Annotated in this window: 12 protein-coding genes; 8 read left to right on the top strand and 4 right to left on the bottom strand. The window is 73.1% G+C overall.

Annotation, left to right across the window (positions count from 1 at the left end; all coding sequences use genetic code 11):
• Positions 1-59: 59 nt before the first annotated feature.
• Both ACGFIO_RS34635 and ACGFIO_RS34630 read right to left on the bottom strand, forming a co-directional pair.
• Positions 60-686, bottom strand: a complete 627-nt coding sequence (locus tag ACGFIO_RS34635) for a DUF4255 domain-containing protein (protein ID WP_392833058.1) — start codon at positions 684-686, stop codon at positions 60-62.
• 12 nt (positions 687-698) lie between these two features.
• Positions 699-2,615, bottom strand: a complete 1,917-nt coding sequence (locus tag ACGFIO_RS34630; protein WP_392833056.1) for an AAA family ATPase — start codon at positions 2,613-2,615, stop codon at positions 699-701.
• A gap of 97 nt (positions 2,616-2,712) precedes the next feature.
• On the opposite strand from ACGFIO_RS34630, the gene ACGFIO_RS34625 reads away from it, so the two are divergent.
• Positions 2,713-3,615, top strand: coding sequence for a hypothetical protein (locus ACGFIO_RS34625; RefSeq protein ID WP_392833053.1), 903 nt, complete (start codon positions 2,713-2,715; stop codon positions 3,613-3,615).
• A gap of 9 nt (positions 3,616-3,624) precedes the next feature.
• Here the strand turns inward: ACGFIO_RS34625 and ACGFIO_RS34620 are convergent, their stop codons facing one another.
• Positions 3,625-4,800, bottom strand: coding sequence for an Hsp70 family protein (locus tag ACGFIO_RS34620; protein WP_392833051.1), 1,176 nt, complete (start codon positions 4,798-4,800; stop codon positions 3,625-3,627).
• Between the two features lie 101 nt (positions 4,801-4,901).
• Between ACGFIO_RS34620 and ACGFIO_RS34615 the strand changes: the two genes are divergently transcribed.
• Genes ACGFIO_RS34615 through ACGFIO_RS34595 form a run of 5 tightly spaced genes read left to right on the top strand, consistent with a single transcriptional unit; the run spans position 4,902 to position 12,509 of the window.
• A complete protein-coding gene (locus tag ACGFIO_RS34615; RefSeq protein ID WP_392833050.1) occupies positions 4,902-5,888 on the top strand; it encodes an AAA family ATPase in 987 nt (328 codons plus the stop codon).
• 4 nt (positions 5,889-5,892) lie between these two features.
• On the top strand, positions 5,893-7,035 hold the full coding sequence (locus ACGFIO_RS34610; protein ID WP_392833048.1) for a DUF58 domain-containing protein: 1,143 nt from the start codon (positions 5,893-5,895) through the stop codon (positions 7,033-7,035).
• Complete coding sequence (locus tag ACGFIO_RS34605; protein ID WP_392833045.1) at positions 7,032-9,191, top strand: transglutaminaseTgpA domain-containing protein; 2,160 nt, start codon at positions 7,032-7,034, stop codon at positions 9,189-9,191. The genes ACGFIO_RS34610 and ACGFIO_RS34605 overlap by 4 nt, the downstream gene beginning before the upstream one ends.
• Before the next feature lies 1 nt (position 9,192).
• Positions 9,193-11,607, top strand: a complete 2,415-nt coding sequence (locus ACGFIO_RS34600; protein WP_392833043.1) for a PKD domain-containing protein — start codon at positions 9,193-9,195, stop codon at positions 11,605-11,607.
• The gene (locus ACGFIO_RS34595) at positions 11,580-12,509 is read left to right on the top strand and encodes a hypothetical protein (RefSeq protein ID WP_392833041.1); all 930 of its coding nucleotides are present in this window, start codon (positions 11,580-11,582) and stop codon (positions 12,507-12,509) included. Before ACGFIO_RS34600 ends, ACGFIO_RS34595 begins: the two co-directional genes overlap by 28 nt.
• An 85-nt stretch (positions 12,510-12,594) precedes the next feature.
• On the opposite strand, the gene ACGFIO_RS34590 is transcribed toward ACGFIO_RS34595, so the two are convergent.
• Entirely contained in the window at positions 12,595-13,080 is a 486-nt protein-coding gene (locus tag ACGFIO_RS34590) for a hypothetical protein (protein ID WP_392833038.1), read from the bottom strand.
• 286 nt (positions 13,081-13,366) lie between these two features.
• On the opposite strand from ACGFIO_RS34590, the gene ACGFIO_RS34585 reads away from it, so the two are divergent.
• Complete coding sequence (locus ACGFIO_RS34585) at positions 13,367-14,860, top strand: trypsin-like peptidase domain-containing protein (RefSeq protein WP_392833036.1); 1,494 nt, start codon at positions 13,367-13,369, stop codon at positions 14,858-14,860.
• A 61-nt stretch (positions 14,861-14,921) separates the two neighbouring features.
• Positions 14,922-16,616, top strand: coding sequence for a CHAT domain-containing protein (locus tag ACGFIO_RS34580; RefSeq protein WP_392833033.1), 1,695 nt, complete (start codon positions 14,922-14,924; stop codon positions 16,614-16,616).
• The last annotated feature ends 158 nt before the right edge of the window (positions 16,617-16,774 follow it).

Below are 16,774 nucleotides of genomic sequence, written 5' to 3'. Positions count from 1 at the left end.
TCGATCCCATCGTCGCGGTGCTCCGGAGTGGAAAGACGGATACGTCCACCGAAACCTGATTATTCCGTTGTGTCCGGTCCGAGCCCAGGAGCGACTCGTTGTTTCCCCCGTTCGGGACGGTCTTTGTCGTACACATGCAGCATGCTTTTCCGCACGTCCGGCCCGGTCGGCCGCGGCGCCGGCGTGGCGTCCACGGTGGCGGTCACGAGCAGATCCAGCCCGGCCTTGAGCTGCCCGCCGAGCGCGGACCAGAAATCCGAGTTGTCGCGGCCATCACCCGCGGCGATGCGCACCGAGGGCACCGGGCTCACCCGGGCGAGCGGCTCCGGCAGCAGGTCGGCGCCGATCTCGTTCTCCCGCAGCAGCGCCGTCAGCACCCGGCCGAGCAGTCCGTGTTCGTCGCGTACGTCGCTGGTGAAGGCGGTGACCAGGTAACGGCAGTCGACACGGGGCAGCGCGCCCCGGCGGAGCCGGCGCCCGTCCGGCCCAGTGGTCAGCGTCTCGCCGGCCTCGTGCTCGTCGAGGTTGCGGCGGACATCCCACAGGTAGAGGTTGACCGTCGGCCGACCGGACAGCTGGGCCGCCCACTCCCGGTCCGGCGCGTTGAAGGCGACGGCGACGTCCGAGCCGAGCGGCACGGCACCGCGGAGAAAGTCCTCCACCGCCTGGTCCAGCAGATCCAGCATGTTCTCCGGCCTTCAGGTCGCGTCGATGAGGGTGAAGTACCGTCCGAAGTCCGCCTCCGTGCACAGCCGGCCGAGCTTGTCGAACTCCCGCCGCAACGCGAGCACGACTCGCTCCATGGTGATCGGTGACCCGTGTTCGGCCGCGTCGAAGGCGGCGCCGAGCGCGGCGTTGCGAATGGTGCCTCCGGTGACGCGGAACTGCCGGGCCAGGAATCCCAGGTCGAGGTCAGCGATCGGCGCGTCCACCGGGAAGGCCAGGCGCCAGATCCGGTCCCGGGCCGTCTCGTCGGGCGCCTCGAAGTCGATGTGGACGGACACGCGGCGCAGGAACGCCTCGTCGATGTTGCGGCGCAGGTTGGTCGCGAGCACCACGATGCCGTCCTGGTGTTCGAGGCGCTGGAGCAGGTAGGCGACCTCGATGTTGGCGTACCGGTCGCGGGCGTCGGTGACCTCCGAGCGACGGCCGAACAGCGCGTCCGCCTCATCGAAGAAGAGCACCAGGTCGCCCGCGGCGGCCGCCTCGAAGACCCGCTCCAGGTTGCGTTCGGTCTCGCCGATGTACTTGCTGACCACCGAGGACAGGCTGACCCGGTAGAGGTCGAGGCCCAGCGCGGCGGCGACCACCTCGGCGGCGAGCGTCTTGCCGGTCCCGGACGGGCCGGAGAAGAGCGCCACGACTCCGGTCGACGGCAGCGGCGCGAAGCCCCAGCCGTCGTAGACGATGTGCCGCTGCCGGTGGCGGGTGACCACCTCCCGCAGCCGCGCGGCCTGTCGTTCCGGCAGAACCAGATCGGACCAGCGGCGACGTGGGCGGACCCGGGTGGCGAGCTGGTCGAGGTGCCCGCCGGCCAGCCGCCGCACGGCCTGCGGAATCCGCTCAGGGACGCCTCGGGCCGCGGTCGCGACCAGTTCCAGCTGGTCCCGGGTCAGGCGGGTGACCGGGGCGGCGCCGAGCAGGGCGGCCCAGTCCGGTGGGCCGGCGACCGGGTCGGTCACGGGCAGTTCTTCCCAGCCGAGCCGGGGCAGCGCGTCCAGTGGCAGTTCCGCGGCGGAGGCCAGCACCCAGACGAGGTGACCGGCGCGGAGGATCTCGTCCCGGGCGCGCCGGTCCGGTTCCCGGTCCAGCTCCAGCACCACGACCCGGCCGCCGACGGTGGCCTCCCGGACGACGGCCCGCCAGCCGGCTTCGGTCGCGGGCGCGGGGGTCACCAGCAATCCCCGGCCCGGGCAGTGCTCGGTGATCGCTCGCAGCCGGGTGGCCGCGTCCGGGCCGGCCGCGAGCAGTCCCGCCGGTGGCGCCGGCCGTGGCGCGGTGCTGCGCCCGACCAGCCGGGCCCCCTCCGGCAGGCCCCGGTCCGGATCGTCGGCGCCCTGCAGGGCCCAGAGCAGCCGGTCGGCGGGAACAGGCGTCCGCAGCGCCCAGGGCGCGTCGAGCGGCGTGTCGACGAGCCCGGTGGTGTGCAGCGGCCCGCCCGGCGCCACCGGCCGCGGGTCACCGGTCATCCGGGCCAGGGTGGCCAGCGTCAGGCGGCGCAGCCGCACGTCGTCCTGTACGTACGCGACCAGCCGCATCCGGGCCGGGGACAGGTCCACCGCGCACAGCAGGGCCAGCGTCTCGGCCTCGGCCGGCGTCAGCCGCGCCCGGGCGGCGGTAACCGCGAACGGGTCCCGCCCGGCGTCGAGGGACTCGGCGAAGATCTTGCGGGCCCGGGTCACCTCCGGCGTCAGATGTTCCCGGATCGAGTCGGTGGCGGCGGGACCAGGGCCGTCGAGTCCCGGCAGGCCGGCGAGCACCCGTTCGAGGTCCTCCTGACCCACGTAGAGGCCGGCGAAGTCGCGTGGCGGCCGGCCTTCGCCGACCCGGCCGACCAGCGCCTCGCGCTGAAGCAGGGTGTCAGCCAGCACCTGCCACGCCGGTACGTCGTCCACCGGCCATGCATACGTCCCCGCACCGGTCCGGTGATTGGTTCGGCGCGCGAGTCGTGCCGGATTAATCCCAAAGAGCCGATTTGCATAGGCTGACCACATGGCCCAGTTCGCCGCCGAACAGATCTACGCGCTGGCCCGGCAGGCCGGCTTCACCCCGGACGCGGCCGCGACGATGACCGCGGTCGCCCTGGCCGAGTCGGGCGGGGACAGCCGCTTCGAAGGCCCGTACGGGCGAGGGCTGTGGCCGATCGGCGAGGCCGGGTTCCCCGAGCCGGCGGCCGCCGCCCGGGCCGCCTTCGAGGCGTCCGGTGGCGGCGCCGACCTCAGCCGGTGGCGCTCGGCCCGGGCCGAACCGGTCGCGCGGTTCCTGCGCCATCGGGCCGCGGCGCAGGCGGCCGCCCTGGCCTACGGCGACGGCGAGAACCGGGGGAACTGGACTCCCGCCGCGACCGCGCCCGCCCCGGCCGAACCCGGGAGCGTGGCCGGCCCGGAGTGGTGGACAGCGGTCACGCTGCTGCTCGAACGGGCCGGGCAGGTCTACCGGGACCGGCCCGGCGCGGAGCGGATCCGCGAACTCGCCGCGGCCTGCGGCGACATCGCGGCGGAAGGCCGGGCGCCGTGGGCGTCGGAGGCGCTGCTCGCCGTCGACGACCTGGCCTGGCGGGATCCCGGGCCGGGCTCGGCCGAGCTGCGCCGGGCGGCCGAGCGGATCCGGTGCGACGCGCACGAGCTGGCCGAGGCGGCTCTGCTCGCGGCCGGGCTTCCACCCGCGCTGCCCGACCCGGCCCGGTGCCGGCGGCTGCTCGGCCAGGACGGAACGTCGGCGCCGGTACGCCTGGGGCGGCCCGGCGCCGGCAGCGACACGGCGGTCCGGGACGCCGCCGTCGTCGAGCACGCCCACTGGTCGCGGATCGCCGATGACGTCCTGGCCGGGCCGGCCGCGAACCGGGCCGCGGCCGTCGCCGCCCGCACCTGCGAACTGCTGATGGCTTCAGGCTGAGCGAGGCTGTCACCGGCCCAGGGCGACAGCGAGCACCACCGCGAGGACGGCAATCACCGCGCAGACCACGGCCAGAGCCGGCCATCGGCCGCGGGTGCCCCCAGGGTCCGTGTCAGTCCGTACGACGACGACCCCACCACCCGCCTCCGCGGTCCACCCGCTCGCCTCACGATCGACGACTGCCGGATCCGGGAGCACCGGTGGAGGGTCGAACGGTGGTGGCATCGTCCAGACCGGTCCGGGGCCGGATCCGGCGGAGTCCAGGTGGGCGGCCCGGGCGGCGCCCAGAGCGGCCGACTGCGTGTCCTCCACCGGGCACGGGACGACGGTGCGGCCGAGCGCGGCGGCGAGGGTCTCGGCCAGGGCCGGCAGCCGCGAGGCGCCCCCGGTCAGAAATACGGGTGCCGTCCCGGCCGGGTCGAGCACACCGGCCAGCGCCTCGGTCAGCGCGTCGAGCAACGGCCGGGCCGCCGCGGCCAGGTCGGCCGGAGTGACCTCGACGTCGCGGCTGATCCCGGGCAGCCGGACCGGAAGCACCACGCCGCGAGCGCCGGACGTCAGCTCCTCCCGGGCGGCCGTCACCAGCCGCCGCAGGGCCAGCCGCGCCGCGCGCGTCTCCGGGCCGGGCGACGGCGACCCGTCGGCGCCCGCGACGGTCTCGACGTACAAATGCAGTGCATGGTCGAGGTCCCGGCCGCCGGCGGCGATACCCGTCGGCGGCCCGGCCGGCTCGGGAATTCCGCCCGTCCCCCGGACGACCGCCGCTGTGGCGGTGCTGCCCCCGACGTGGCAGACGACGGCGAGTTCGCCCGGTGGAAGCGGCCCGGCGAGGTGCAACGCCGACGCGCACGCGGCCGGAACCAGGAGGACGTCCGCGATGCCGGCGCGGCCGGCGGCGTCCCGCAGAGCATCGCGGCGGTGGCCGGCCCAGTCGTCCGGGTGGGTCAGGGCGGTCCGCGCCGGCGGCGGCGCCGCGTCGAGCACGCCGCGCAGGAGGTCGGCGACGAGGTCGGCGGGGTGGTGCGGGGCGCCGTCGATCAGGGTGGGCGTGTCGCTGCCGAGCAGGGACAACGCGACGTCGCGGATGCCTCTGCGGTCGGTCCGCAGGGCCAGCTCGGCCCGGCCGTCCCGCCAGACGCCGGCGGCCACTGTGGAACGACCGACATCCACCCCGAGTGGGAACATCCCGCAAACCACCCTTCCGCGCCGAGTGCCACAACGGTGGGCCGCCATCACCTTGCGTTCCACTTGGAGTGACAGTACGTAACACCGATGGAGGGGCCCCTATGACAGCGCCGGGTGAGTCGGGAGAGGGAACCCTGCCCTGGGTACGCGACCGGGTGCGCGCCCTCGTCGACAACGTCGAACTCGTGGTGCACGGCAACACCGACATGGTCCGGGCCGCCGTGATCTGCCTGCTCGCCGAGGGGCACCTGCTCATCGAGGGGGTCCCGGGGGTCGCGAAGACCACGCTGGCGAAGGCGATCGCCCACTCGGTCGGCGGCCGGGTGCACCGGATCCAGTTCACCCCCGACCTGCTGCCCTCCGACGTGGTCGGCGTCAACATCTACGACGCGGCGAACCAGCGCTTCGAGTTCCACCCGGGACCGGTGTTCGCGAACATCGTGCTCGCCGACGAGATCAACCGGGCGTCGCCGAAGACCCAGTCGGCGTTGCTGGAGGCGATGGGCGAGCGGCAGGTGTCGATCGACGGGCGCACCTACGAACTGCCGGCGCCGAACTTCGTCATCGCCACCCAGAACCCCTACGACCACCAGGGCACCTACACGCTGCCCGAAGCCCAGCTGGACAGGTTCATGATGCAGCTGCGGCTCGGCTACCCGGCGCCGGAGCAGGAACTGCGGGTGATCGGTGACGCGATCGCCCGGCGGCTGCCCGAGCAACTGAACCCGGTCAGCAGCACCGACGAGTTGCTGCGGCTGATCGAGGTGACCCGGACCGTGCACGTGGCCGACCCGATCCGGGCGTACATCGTGGCCGTGGTCGGCGGCACTCGCAGCCAGCCCGAGACGGTGCGGCTCGGCGCCAGCCCCCGGGCCGGGAACGCCCTCGCCATGGCGGCTCAGGCCCGCGCCGCCGTCGAGGGCCGCGAGTACGTGCTGCCCGACGACGTGAAGGCGATGGCGGTGCACGTGCTCCGCCATCGCCTGATCCTGACGCCGGAAGCCGCGATCCGCGGCGCCACGGCGGCCTCGGTCATGGACGGCATCCTCGCCGCCGTGCCCGTGCCCCAGGCCGCCTCGGCCCGGTGAGCCGGTGCTGACCCCGAACGGCTGGGCCGCCGCCGTCGCCGCGCTGGTGTTCCTGGTCGCGTCGGCCGCGCTGGGTTACCCGGAGCTCGCCGTGTTCGGCTTCGCGGCCCTGTTCGCGCTGCTCGCCGCCGGACTCTGGATGCTGGCCCGGCCGCGGCTGGTGGCCCGCCGCGAGATCCGGCCCAACCGGGTCACCGCCGGCGACGCGGCGGCCGGCGTGCTGACGGTGAGCAACCGGATGAGCCGCCGGTGCCCGCCGGTCTCGGTGACCGAGTCGGTCGACGGCCGGAGCGTGGGCGTGCCGGTGCCGAGCCTGGCGGCGGGGGAAAGCCACGAGTCGGGCTACCCGCTGCCGACCGGCCGGCGGGGCGTCTACCAGGTGGGGCCGCTGACGGTCGGGCACGCCGATCCGCTGCGGCTGATGGAGGTGTCCAAGCGTTTCGGCGAGACCTCCACCCTGTGGGTGCACCCGCCGGTCGACACCGTGGCGCCGCTGCCGACGGGCCGGGCCCAGGACCAGGACGGGCCGACGTCCAGCCTGGCGCCGCAGGGCGGGATCGCCTTCCACAGCCTCCGCGAGTACGTGCCCGGCGACGACTGGCGGCTGATTCACTGGAAGTCCAGCGCGCGTACCGGTCAGCTGATGGTCCGGCACAACGTGGTGCCCAACGAGCCCCGGCTGATGGTGGTGCTGGACACCAGCGCCGCACCGTACGACGACGACTCGTTCGAGCACGCCGTCCGGGCCGCCGCCTCCCTGGCCGTCGCCGCCCTGCGCGCCGGCTTCCCGCTCGATCTGCGCACCACCGGGGGCGAGGCCGCGACCGTCGAGGAGGACGGCCTGGGCCGCACCCAGGTGCTGGACCTCCTGGCCGCGGTCGGCCGGGATCCGGCCGACCAGGGGCTCGCGGCCCTGCCCGCCCTGGCGCCGGAGCAGGGCGCCGTCTCGCTCGGCGTGGTCACCGGGCGGCCCGGCGCCACGGAACTGGCCGTGCTCCCCCGCCTCCGGCCCCGCTTCCTGATGGTGAGCCTGGTGCAGTTCGCCGCCACCTTCCAGGCCCCGGCGCAGTTGCCCGGCGTCGTGTCGCTGGCCGCCCGCGGCCCCGCGGACTTCGCCCTGGCCTGGAACGAGTTGGTGTCGCCGTGAGGCCCGGACCGCTGCATCAGGCCGAGATCGCGCTCGGCGCGGTGGCCGTCGCCGCCGCGGCGCCGGTGTACGGCGACTTCTTCGTCGGCCGGAGCTACCTGCCGCCGCTGCTGATCGCCGCCGCCGGTGGCGCCACGATCGCCGTGCTCGCCGCACTGGTACGCCTGCGCGCGGTGATCACCGCCGTCGTCACCGTCGCGGGGTCCGCGCTCGTCCTCGTGTACGCGGTGCTCCCGGGCACGCTCCGGCACGGCGTGCCGACCGGGGAGACCTTGCGGACGGCGGGCACCGGCATCACCACCGGATGGGTGCGGATGCTCACGGTCGGCCTGCCCGCGGACGTACGCGGCGAGCTCCTGATCACCCCGGCGCTGATGTTGTACGTGTGCGGTTTCGCCGCCGCGATGCTGACCTTGCGTACCCGTCGGCTGCTCGCTCCGGCCGCCGTACCCCCGATCGCCCTGACCGCCGCGTTGCTGCTGACCGCGGGCCGGGCCGGCGGCGCTCTTCCGGTCGCCGCGGTGATGCTCCTGGCGTCGCTCGTGCAGATCCTCGTCCGGGCCGTCCGCCTGGAAGGAGTGACTCAGGGCGCGCGGCTGGCCGGGCGTGCGCTGTTCGGGCTGCCCGTGGTGGCGGCCGTCGCGGCGGCCGGGGTGGCGTTCGCCGCCGTCGTGCCGATCGCCGGGTCCGACCGGTTCGACCCGCGGGAACTGGTCCCGGTGCCGCTCGACATCGAGGACACGCTCAACCCCCTGGCGGTGCTGAAGAGCCAGCTGCGGGAGCCGTCGCGGGACCTCTTCACGGTGCGGGTGCGGGCCATTGACGAGACCCGGCCGATCAAGGTGGACAGGGTACGCACGGCCGCCCTGGACACCTACGACGGAGCCCAGTGGACCTCCAGCGACCGCTTCCTGCTGGCCGGGCGGGAGCTGGCCACGGACCTGCCGCTGAGGGACGCCGCCCGGGTCGACCTGCACGTCGAGATCCACCAGCTGGACGCGCCCTACCTGCCCGCGATCGGACAGCCGGAGCGGATCACCGCCACCGACGTCGGGTACGCCGCCGGTTCCGGGGTGCTGGCCGCCGCCCCGGCCGTCCGCCCGGGACTCACCTACGACCTCGTCGCCGCCGTCCGGCCGGTCGACCGGGCGAAGGTCACCGCGAAGCCGTTCGTGCCGTCCCCGGCGTACACGGAACTGCCGGCCGGTTTCCCGGTCGAGCTGAGCCAGCAGGCCACGATCAGCACCGCGGCCGCGACGGACGACTACGGCAAGCTCGAAGCGCTGGAGAAGCGGCTCCGCGGGCTCCGGTACAACCTGGCCTCGCCGCCCGGGCACTCGCTGGACCGGCTGCGGCGGCTGTTCGTACCAGGCGAGAGCGGCACCGGAGGGTACGGCGAGCAGTACGTGGCCGCGTTCGTCGCCATGGCCCGCTCGCTCGGCTACCCGGCCCGGGTGGCGACCGGCTACCGGTTGCGCAAACCGTCCGCCGGCGTCTACACCGTGCGCTCCCGGGACGCCTTCGCCTGGGCCGAGGTCAGCATGGACGGCTACGGCTGGATGTCCTTCGACCCGGTCGACCCGGCCAACCGCAACGGCCCGCCGCCGCCCCCGGATAAGCCGGTCAAGCCGGACCAGTCCGGTTCGACGGGCGGAACCACCACGCCGACCGTCGTGGTGCGGCCCGACCTGACGATCCCAGCCGGCCTGTCCGGGTGGGACTGGACGCTGCTCGTACTGGCCGGGGTCGTCCTGCTCGCGATCGTGTTGCCGGCCGCGGTCGTGGCCGAGAAGCACCGCCGTACCCGCCGGCGCCGCCGCGGCACCCCGGCCCAGCGCATCGGCGGCGCCTGGCGGGAGTGCACCGACCGGCTGCGCGAGGCCGGGCTGGCCGTCAGCCGCTCCTGGACCGTGCTGGAGACGGCCGAGCAGGCCCGGCGCCGCCTCGGCGACACGGCCGCCGCGGTGGTGGCTCTGGCTCCCCTGGTCGGCGCGGCCCTGTACGCCGCCGAGCCGCCCGGCGCGGACTCCGCGGACGAGGCGTGGCGGGCCGACTCGGCGTTGCGGGCCGCGCTGCGTCGCCGGCGTGGCCTGCGCGCCACCGTGGCGGCGTGGCTCGACCCGCGGCCGATCCTGATCCGCGACCGGGGGCGATGACATGGCAACGACGGCAAAACGTCCGGTCACTCGGCGCGTCGCGGCTGCCGGCGCCGCCGCTGCCATCACGGCCGGCCTGATCGCCGGGATCGTGGCCGGGGCCGACGACGGGTACTCGGCCGAGGTGCCGCGGCTGATGTCCGGGGCCGCGTGGTTGCCCTCGGCCCGTACCGGCGAACTGGCCCTGATCGACGGGATCAACGCCGAGGTGGCCGCCCGGGTCGGCGTCACGCCGCCCGGCCACGGCTTCGACGTCGTGCAACACGATGCCGACGCCTACATCGTGGACGCCGTCGACGGGACCGTTCGCCGCGTCGACGGCGCGACGATGACCGCCGTACCGCCGCTCGGCCACGACGAACCGGGTGCCACGGTGATCCCGGGCGCCTCGGCCGGCGTACGGGTCTTCGCCGCCGACGACGTGCTCTACGCGCTCGACACCGTGCACGGGCTGCTGGCCGAGGTGGACCCGGAGACGCTCGCCGCGCAGAGGGCGCCCCGGCCGCTGGCGGCGGCCACCGAACCGGGCACCGCGGTGATGGACTCCGCGGGTGCGCTGTGGACGCTGGACGCCCGTACCGGAAATCTCAGCATCGTCAGCGGCGACCGCAGCGTCGTCCGGCGCGACGCCGTGACCGCCGGGGCGGGCCGTCTGCTGCTGGCCGGTGATGAGCCGGTCCTGATCGACCTGGCCACCTCCGACGCCTACGCGCTCGACCCGGACGACGGCACCCGCACGGCGACGGTGCGTCTGGAGCTCGGCAACGCCCGCGACCCGGCCATCGGCGCCTCGCCCCGCTCGGCGCGCGTCTATCCGACGTACCGGGGGATGGTGAGCGTGTGCGAGATCAGCGGTCCGGGATGTGACCGGGCCATCGCGCTGACCGACGCGGGGAACCGGCTCGGAACTCCCGTGGAGAGCGGCGGACGGCTCTTCGTCCCCGAGCTGACCCACGGCCGCGTGTTCATCGTCGACCTCGGCACCAACACCGTTGTCGCGCGACCCACGGTGCTCCGCCCGCCCGCCGACTTCCAGCTGGTCGCCCGCGACGGCCTGGTCTTCTTCAACGACCCGGCGTCGCAGCGGGCCGGGCTGATCCGCGCCAACGGCGACGTGGTGGCGGTGCCCAAATACGACAGGACCAAGCCTTCCACGGGTACGCCGGGAGAAGTACCGAGCTCACTCGCCGGCACCTCGCCATCCGCGCCGCCTCCTTCCACGACGCCGTCCGAGCAGCCTGGTTCCGACAGTTCCGCGGCGCCGTCCAGCACCCCGTCGGCACCCTCGGCCCCGCTGTCCGGTGAACCGTCCGGTGGCGCCGAGTCCAGCCCGGACCCGAGCGGGCCGCCGTCAGGACCCTCCGCGCTCCCGTCGGTCGTGCGGCCGGAGATCACCCTGAAGCTCTCCGCGCAGACGGCGATGACCGACCAGAAGATCGACTTCGAGCTCGTCGTGACCGCCGGTAAGACCCAGCCCGACTCCGTGGCCTGGGACTTCGGCGACACCACGACGACCCAGGGGCCGAAGGTCACCCACGCGTGGACGGTGGAAGGGAAATACACGGTCAAGGTGACCGCCACCTTCCCCGGCGGTGACGTCCTCGATGCGAAACAGTCGATCGACGTGACCAACCGTCCCGCGCTCACCGTGCAGACGCCCGTCGGCGGGAAGATCACCGGGCCCGGCATCGACTGCGGCAGCGACTGTGGCGAGCCGTACGACGAAGCCGCCCCCGCCCGAAGCCTCACGGCCACGCCGGCCGCGGGCTTCGCGCTGACCGGCTGGGTCGGCGACTGCGCGGGCACCGACCCGGTGTGCACTGTCGACACGACGGTGAACCGGACGGTCGGCGCCACCTTCAAGCGCGTCGTGATGCCTCTGATCCCGATGGCGACGCAGGCGGTCTGGCGCACCAGCGCAGGCGAGCCGTCGTCCGGGGGTGAGGACTTCGACCAGAACTCCAACACGCAGAAGACCGCGGCGGGCTTCGCCCTGGTGCACCGGCCGGGAAGTTGGGTGCTGGAGGACCACACGGCCCCCGAGTATCTGGAGACGCACCCGGCCTGGCAGCAGGACGGATGGATCAACGGCGACTTCGCGTTGCCGTCGCCCGTCGTGCCCGGTGACCGGTTCCGCAGCCGGATCGGCTTCATCGAACTCGATCCGAGAAGCGGAGTGTCGGCCGGCGAGGCGGACTTCGTCGTCTCCGCCGTCCAGGCCGACGGCACCGCGACCGAGCTGTACCGGATACACGACAAGGCGTCGGACACGATCCTGTACGACCTCGACGTCGACCTCGCGCCGGCGCAGGGACCCACCGGGCTCGGCGCCACCGCGATCCGGATCCGGGCCGAGGCGGCCGGGGCGTCCACACAGGATTGGTGCGCATGGATCAACCCACGCGTCGAAGGCTGACCCTCGCGCCGGTCCTCGTCTCGCTCGAACCCGAGACGCTCACGCTGCGGCCCGGGCAGTCCGGTGACGTCACCGTACGGGTGACCAACACCGGCACGCTGGTCAGCCACTACGAGATGGAGGTGCGTGGCCTGCCCGCGGGACAGGCCGCCACCCCGGCTCGGGTCGAGCTCAACCCCGGCGACACCCGCACGGTCACCGTACGGATCGGCGCCGCTCTCGACGGCCCCCCGTACGCGGGCCGGCACGTCCTCGGCGTGGTGTTACGCGGGGCCGAACACGCCCGGTGCGCCGAGCTGACCTTGACCGTCACCGGCGCGCCCGCCCTGGACGCCGTCGTCCGGCCGGAGGTCGCCGACGGCGAGGAGTCCGCCACGTACGCGATCGAGCTGGTCAACACCGGGAACACTCCGCTCGCGGTCCGGCTCGGCGCCGGGACGACCGAGCGCGGCGTCGGGGTCGCCTTCCGCCCCGCGACGGTCACCGTGCCACCCGGCGCCACCGGTTCCGCCGAGCTGGAGGTCACCGCGCCACGGCCGTGGACGGCCGGGGCCGGGCGGGCCCTGCGCGTGGTGGCCGTGGCCGGCTCGCTGCGGGTGGAGCGGCCGGTGTCGTTCCGGCAACGCCCCCGGGTGCCGGCGGTTCTGCTGTGGGTCGCCGGTCCGCTCACCGCTCTGCTCGTGCTGGCCGCCACGGTCGCGGGCACGGCCCTGGTCCTGCGCCGCGACCCGCCGGGCGCTGTCACTACGCCCGTCCCCGCCGGCACCCCACCCGCGTCACCGCCCGCCTCACCGCCCGCCTCACCGCCCGCCTCACCACCCGCGGCACCACCCGCCTCACCACCCGCGGCACCACCCGCGGCACCGGCTGGGCCGTCGGCGGTCGAAAGTATTCCGCGGTGAACACGATTCGTCGGATCGAAACGGCCGCGCATTTATCCGGTCGCTGACTCATTCCCTCGTACCCGGAAGAGCTAATCCGTTCGGTTCATTTCTTTCGCGAATCGTCGCTGTCCGACACCCAGCGGCGCGACGGGGTGTCATAACGAATGGGGCCCTCAACAAAAGCGGACAGATCCAATTGTCCGAGTTGCCGATAACCCTCATCGGACAGATCCGGTGGTAGCACGAGACTCAGTCCCGTCTCCGGATCCTGCAGGATCACCGGCCGGCTCCGACCAGCCACCGATTTCCGGGGCATGCGCCGCAGCGCCGCCTTGACGCGGGCCCACACGTCGGCCGCAGCCGCCTCACCCAGGCTGTTCAGGAAGGCCTGCACCGGCACCGCGATCAGGATCAGCCACGACACATCGGACATGCCTCGGCGGTTGGGAACGACCTTGGCCGTGGCGTACACGCCCGCCGCCGTAAGGGCGTCGACCAGGTCACGTTCGACCTCAACCGGAATCTCGCGATCGACGAAGATGTCGGCCGTCAACGTCATATGGCCCATTAATACCTCCACGGTGCGCACGATTGGACGCGTCGATTGTGCCCCGGACGGATGATCGGCACGGCGAGGTTCACCCTGTTAATTTCGCGACACCGGAAAACGACGCCGCGGCGCTTCTCGACCAGGATCGCCATGCCACCATGTCGGCTCATCCAAAACCAGATCGTAGGGAAATCTCGTGTTAGCAGGTCCGTCTCAGCGCGCCGGCGTCGCCACTTTGATTGTCGCGACCGGGCTCGCCCTCACCGCCGTACCCGCGACGGCGGCACCCTCGCCTCAGCCTCCCGGCAGCGATGCTCGTCAACAGGTGACGCCGCAGCGGCGCGCCATCGACGCCGTCCAGCCGGCCACCGTCATGGTTCGCACCGACTGGACGGCGAACGTCGACCTCGGGGACAACACAGTGACCACCCGCAAGTGGTCCGGCGCCTGCACCGGCGAGATCGTGAGCTCGGACGGATACGTGGTGACGGCCGGTCACTGCCTCGACTCCGGCATGGGTGGGGCCAAGCTCAAAGCCGTACAGGACGTCGTCGACCAAGCGGTGCGGGACGGAGTGGTGAGCGCGTCCCGGCGCGACCGGATCGTGGCGAGCGCGATGTCCGGCCGTGACCGGTGGGTCGTCTTCGGCAAGGACCGTGACTCGCCACCGAGCGTCTCCGTTCAAGTGCAGCTGGGCGGTGGAGTGGCGTCCCTGCCCGACGTCAAGAATCCCAAGGACGGCATCAGCGCCCGGGCGATCGAGGTGCTGCCCTTCGACCAGGGTGACGTCTCGCTGCTGAAGGTCGAAGAGGATGACCTGCCGGTCGCGCTGCTCGCGCCCCGTGACGAAGCGCAGGTAGGACAGGAGATGGTGTCCATCGGTTATCCGTTCGAGGACGCGGACGGCGATCAGGTCGCGCTGACCAATCAGAACGGCCAGATCAACTCGGTCGACACCACCGGAGTTCACGGCCCCGGCAACCTGTTCTACCGAACCAGCGCGACGCTGAGCAAAGGCATGAGCGGCGGTCCCGCGGTCGCGCTCGACGGCCGGGTGCTCGGCATCGCCAGCAACACGAGCGCGAGCAACAAGGGCAACTTCATCGTCCCCTCGTCGGTCGTCGCCGAGGTGCTCGCCCGGCATGGCGTGGCCAACACTCCCGGCCGGATCGACGCGCTCTACCGCACCGCCCTCGACGACTTCTACCACGGCTACTACACCAAAGCGATCAACGGCTTCAACGAGGTCGTCGCGATCATGCCTGAGCACGCTCTGGCCAAACAGCGGAGCCGGGAGGCCGCGAACCTGCGTCAGCAATTCGGAGACCCGGTCGAGCCGCCGGCTCCGGCCAGGTCTTCCGGCCACCCGGCCCTGGTCTGGGGCGCGGTCGCGGCCGCCGGTGTGGCGCTCCTCGCGCTCGTGTTGCTGGGGATCCGGCACCGGCGCCGTCGCCGGTCCGGTGCCGCCGCCACACTGATCGAGCTGCCCGGCGCGTCTTACCCGGGGCCCGGGCTGTCGTCCTATCCCGAGGGACCGTACGCACCCACGTTCGACAGCCCGGTGTCAGCCGGCGCACCGCCGATGAGCGCCCCGCCGGGCGGTGTGCCCACGAACGACGTTTCGCCGACCAGCGAACCATGGACGTCGGCGCCGGCCACGCTCGTCAGCACGCCGGTCTCGGGCTCCCCCGTTCCGCACCCGCGGCACGCCGCTACCGGCGGCTTCTGCCCGGCGTGCGGCGCCGCCTACCCGGACAACGCCGCCTTCTGCAGCGCCTGCGGCGGCCGGCTGGCGCCGGCGACGTCGGCACCGCGATAAGGAGCGAAGGGCAACCGGGGGCGTACTGGTGACCGGTGACAGCGTTTCACTCGAAGTCGATGTGAGTGGTGCCGACGGCAGCTATCGGGTCGACGCCCGGTCCGCCCTCGGCGGCGAGGCTTCCGGCGAGTCGATGTTCGACCGCGATGGCGCGGTCGTCGTCCGGAGCCTCGAACGACTCCGGCTCGCGTTGTTGTCGTCGGCCGCCACCACCCGCCGGTTGCCCTCCCCCAACGAGAAGGAGGCTCAGGAGGTCGGCGAACTACTGTTCGCGATCCTCTTCACCGGCGACGTCCGCGTGCTGCTCGACACCACCTGTCAGGTGGCCGCGCAACAGTTCCGGCCAGTACGCCTCGTGCTGCGCATCCGCCCACCGGAGCTGGCCTCGTTGCCGTGGGAGTTCCTGTACGACACGCGCCGCGACGACTACCTGTCCCTGAGCATGCCCCTGGTCCGCTACACGCCGTTCCTCGAGCCCGTACGCCCGCTGCGGGTGACGTCGCCCTTGCGGGTCCTCGGCACCAGCTCCCGCCCGGACGAACTCGACCGGCTCGACGTGGACACGGAACGAGCTCACCTGCTGGAAGCTCTCAGCGGCCTCTGCCGTACCGGCCAGGTCGAACTGACCTGGGCTGTGGGTGAGACCTGGCGTGACCTGAAGACGGCACTCAACCGGGCCGACTGGCACATCCTCCACCTGGTCGGGCACGGCGGCTACGACGAGGCCGCGGGCGAAGGAGTGTTCTACCTCCGGGGCGAGGACGGCGACTCGTACCCCTTGCGAGCAAGCTGGTTGGCCCAGGTCCTCAACGGCCACCCGTCCCTGCGGATGGTGCTGCTGAACTCCTGCGAGTCGGCGGTCGGCAACTCGAGCGACATCTTCTCCAGCGCCGCCGCCACGCTGATCCGCAAGGGAGTCCCGGCGGTTCTCGCCATGCAGTACGAGATCTCGGACCGAGCCGCGATCGAGTTCACCCGCTCTTTCTACCGGTCCGTGGCCGCCGGCCGCCCGATCGACCTGGCGGTGCGTGACGCGCGCGTCGACGTGGGCTCGGACCGGCCCGGCACTCTCGAGTGGGGAACGCCGGTCCTGTTCCTCCGGCAGTCCAACGGCGACATCTTCACCGTGGCGCCCAGCCCGTCAGCCGCATCCCGGCCGCTCGGTCCCGGCCCGGCGACCGTACGCCCGCGCCTGGTCAGCGGCCCGCCGGCCGCTCGACGTCCAGTCCCGCCCCCGGAGCCGGCTCGGACACACCAGCGCTCGGCCGTACGCCAGGACGTGCGAACGACCCGGCCGAAGCGGTCCTGGAAGCAGCTGAAACCGGTACGCGACCACTGGGGGGCCATCACCGTGGCCGCCGCCGGGATCTGTCTGCTGATGACGGTCACCGCCTTCCTGGCGCGAAACTCGCCGGACGCCACCTCGGTCATGGTGACGGTCCGCGGTGAGGCCCCGTGGACGTCCACCGGCGTCACGCTGACCGATGGGCAGTCCTTCACCGTCGACGCCGACGGGACGGTGAACCCCAGCATCGGTCGGTCGAACGGCCCGGACGGGAGCCCAGGCACCAACGCACGCATTTCGACAGCGGCCTACGGGGCGCTGATCGGCCGGATCGGTGCGGACGGCGTCGCCTTCCCGGTCGGCAGCACCATGAACAGCCGGGCCACCGCCGGCGGCGAACTCTATCTAGGGGTGAACGACCTGCAGTACGACGACAACACCGGCTCGTTCTCGGTGCGAATCGGCCGATGACCGTCCCATCGATGTCGGACCCAGGGGGCCGGACCGTGGAATCTGCGAAGTACCTCGACGCGGAGAGGGCGGTCGCGACGCGTGCTGCTCTGGCCGCCCAGCGCGGAAGGCGAATCGGGGCACGCCCGCTCGTGCCGGCGTCGCGTGTCGACTGGCGG

Origin of the sequence: Actinoplanes sp. NPDC049265, from assembly GCF_043197135.1 — a bacterium.
Lineage (GTDB): Bacteria > Actinomycetota > Actinomycetes > Mycobacteriales > Micromonosporaceae > Actinoplanes.
This window is presented reverse-complemented; position numbering and strand designations above follow the sequence as displayed.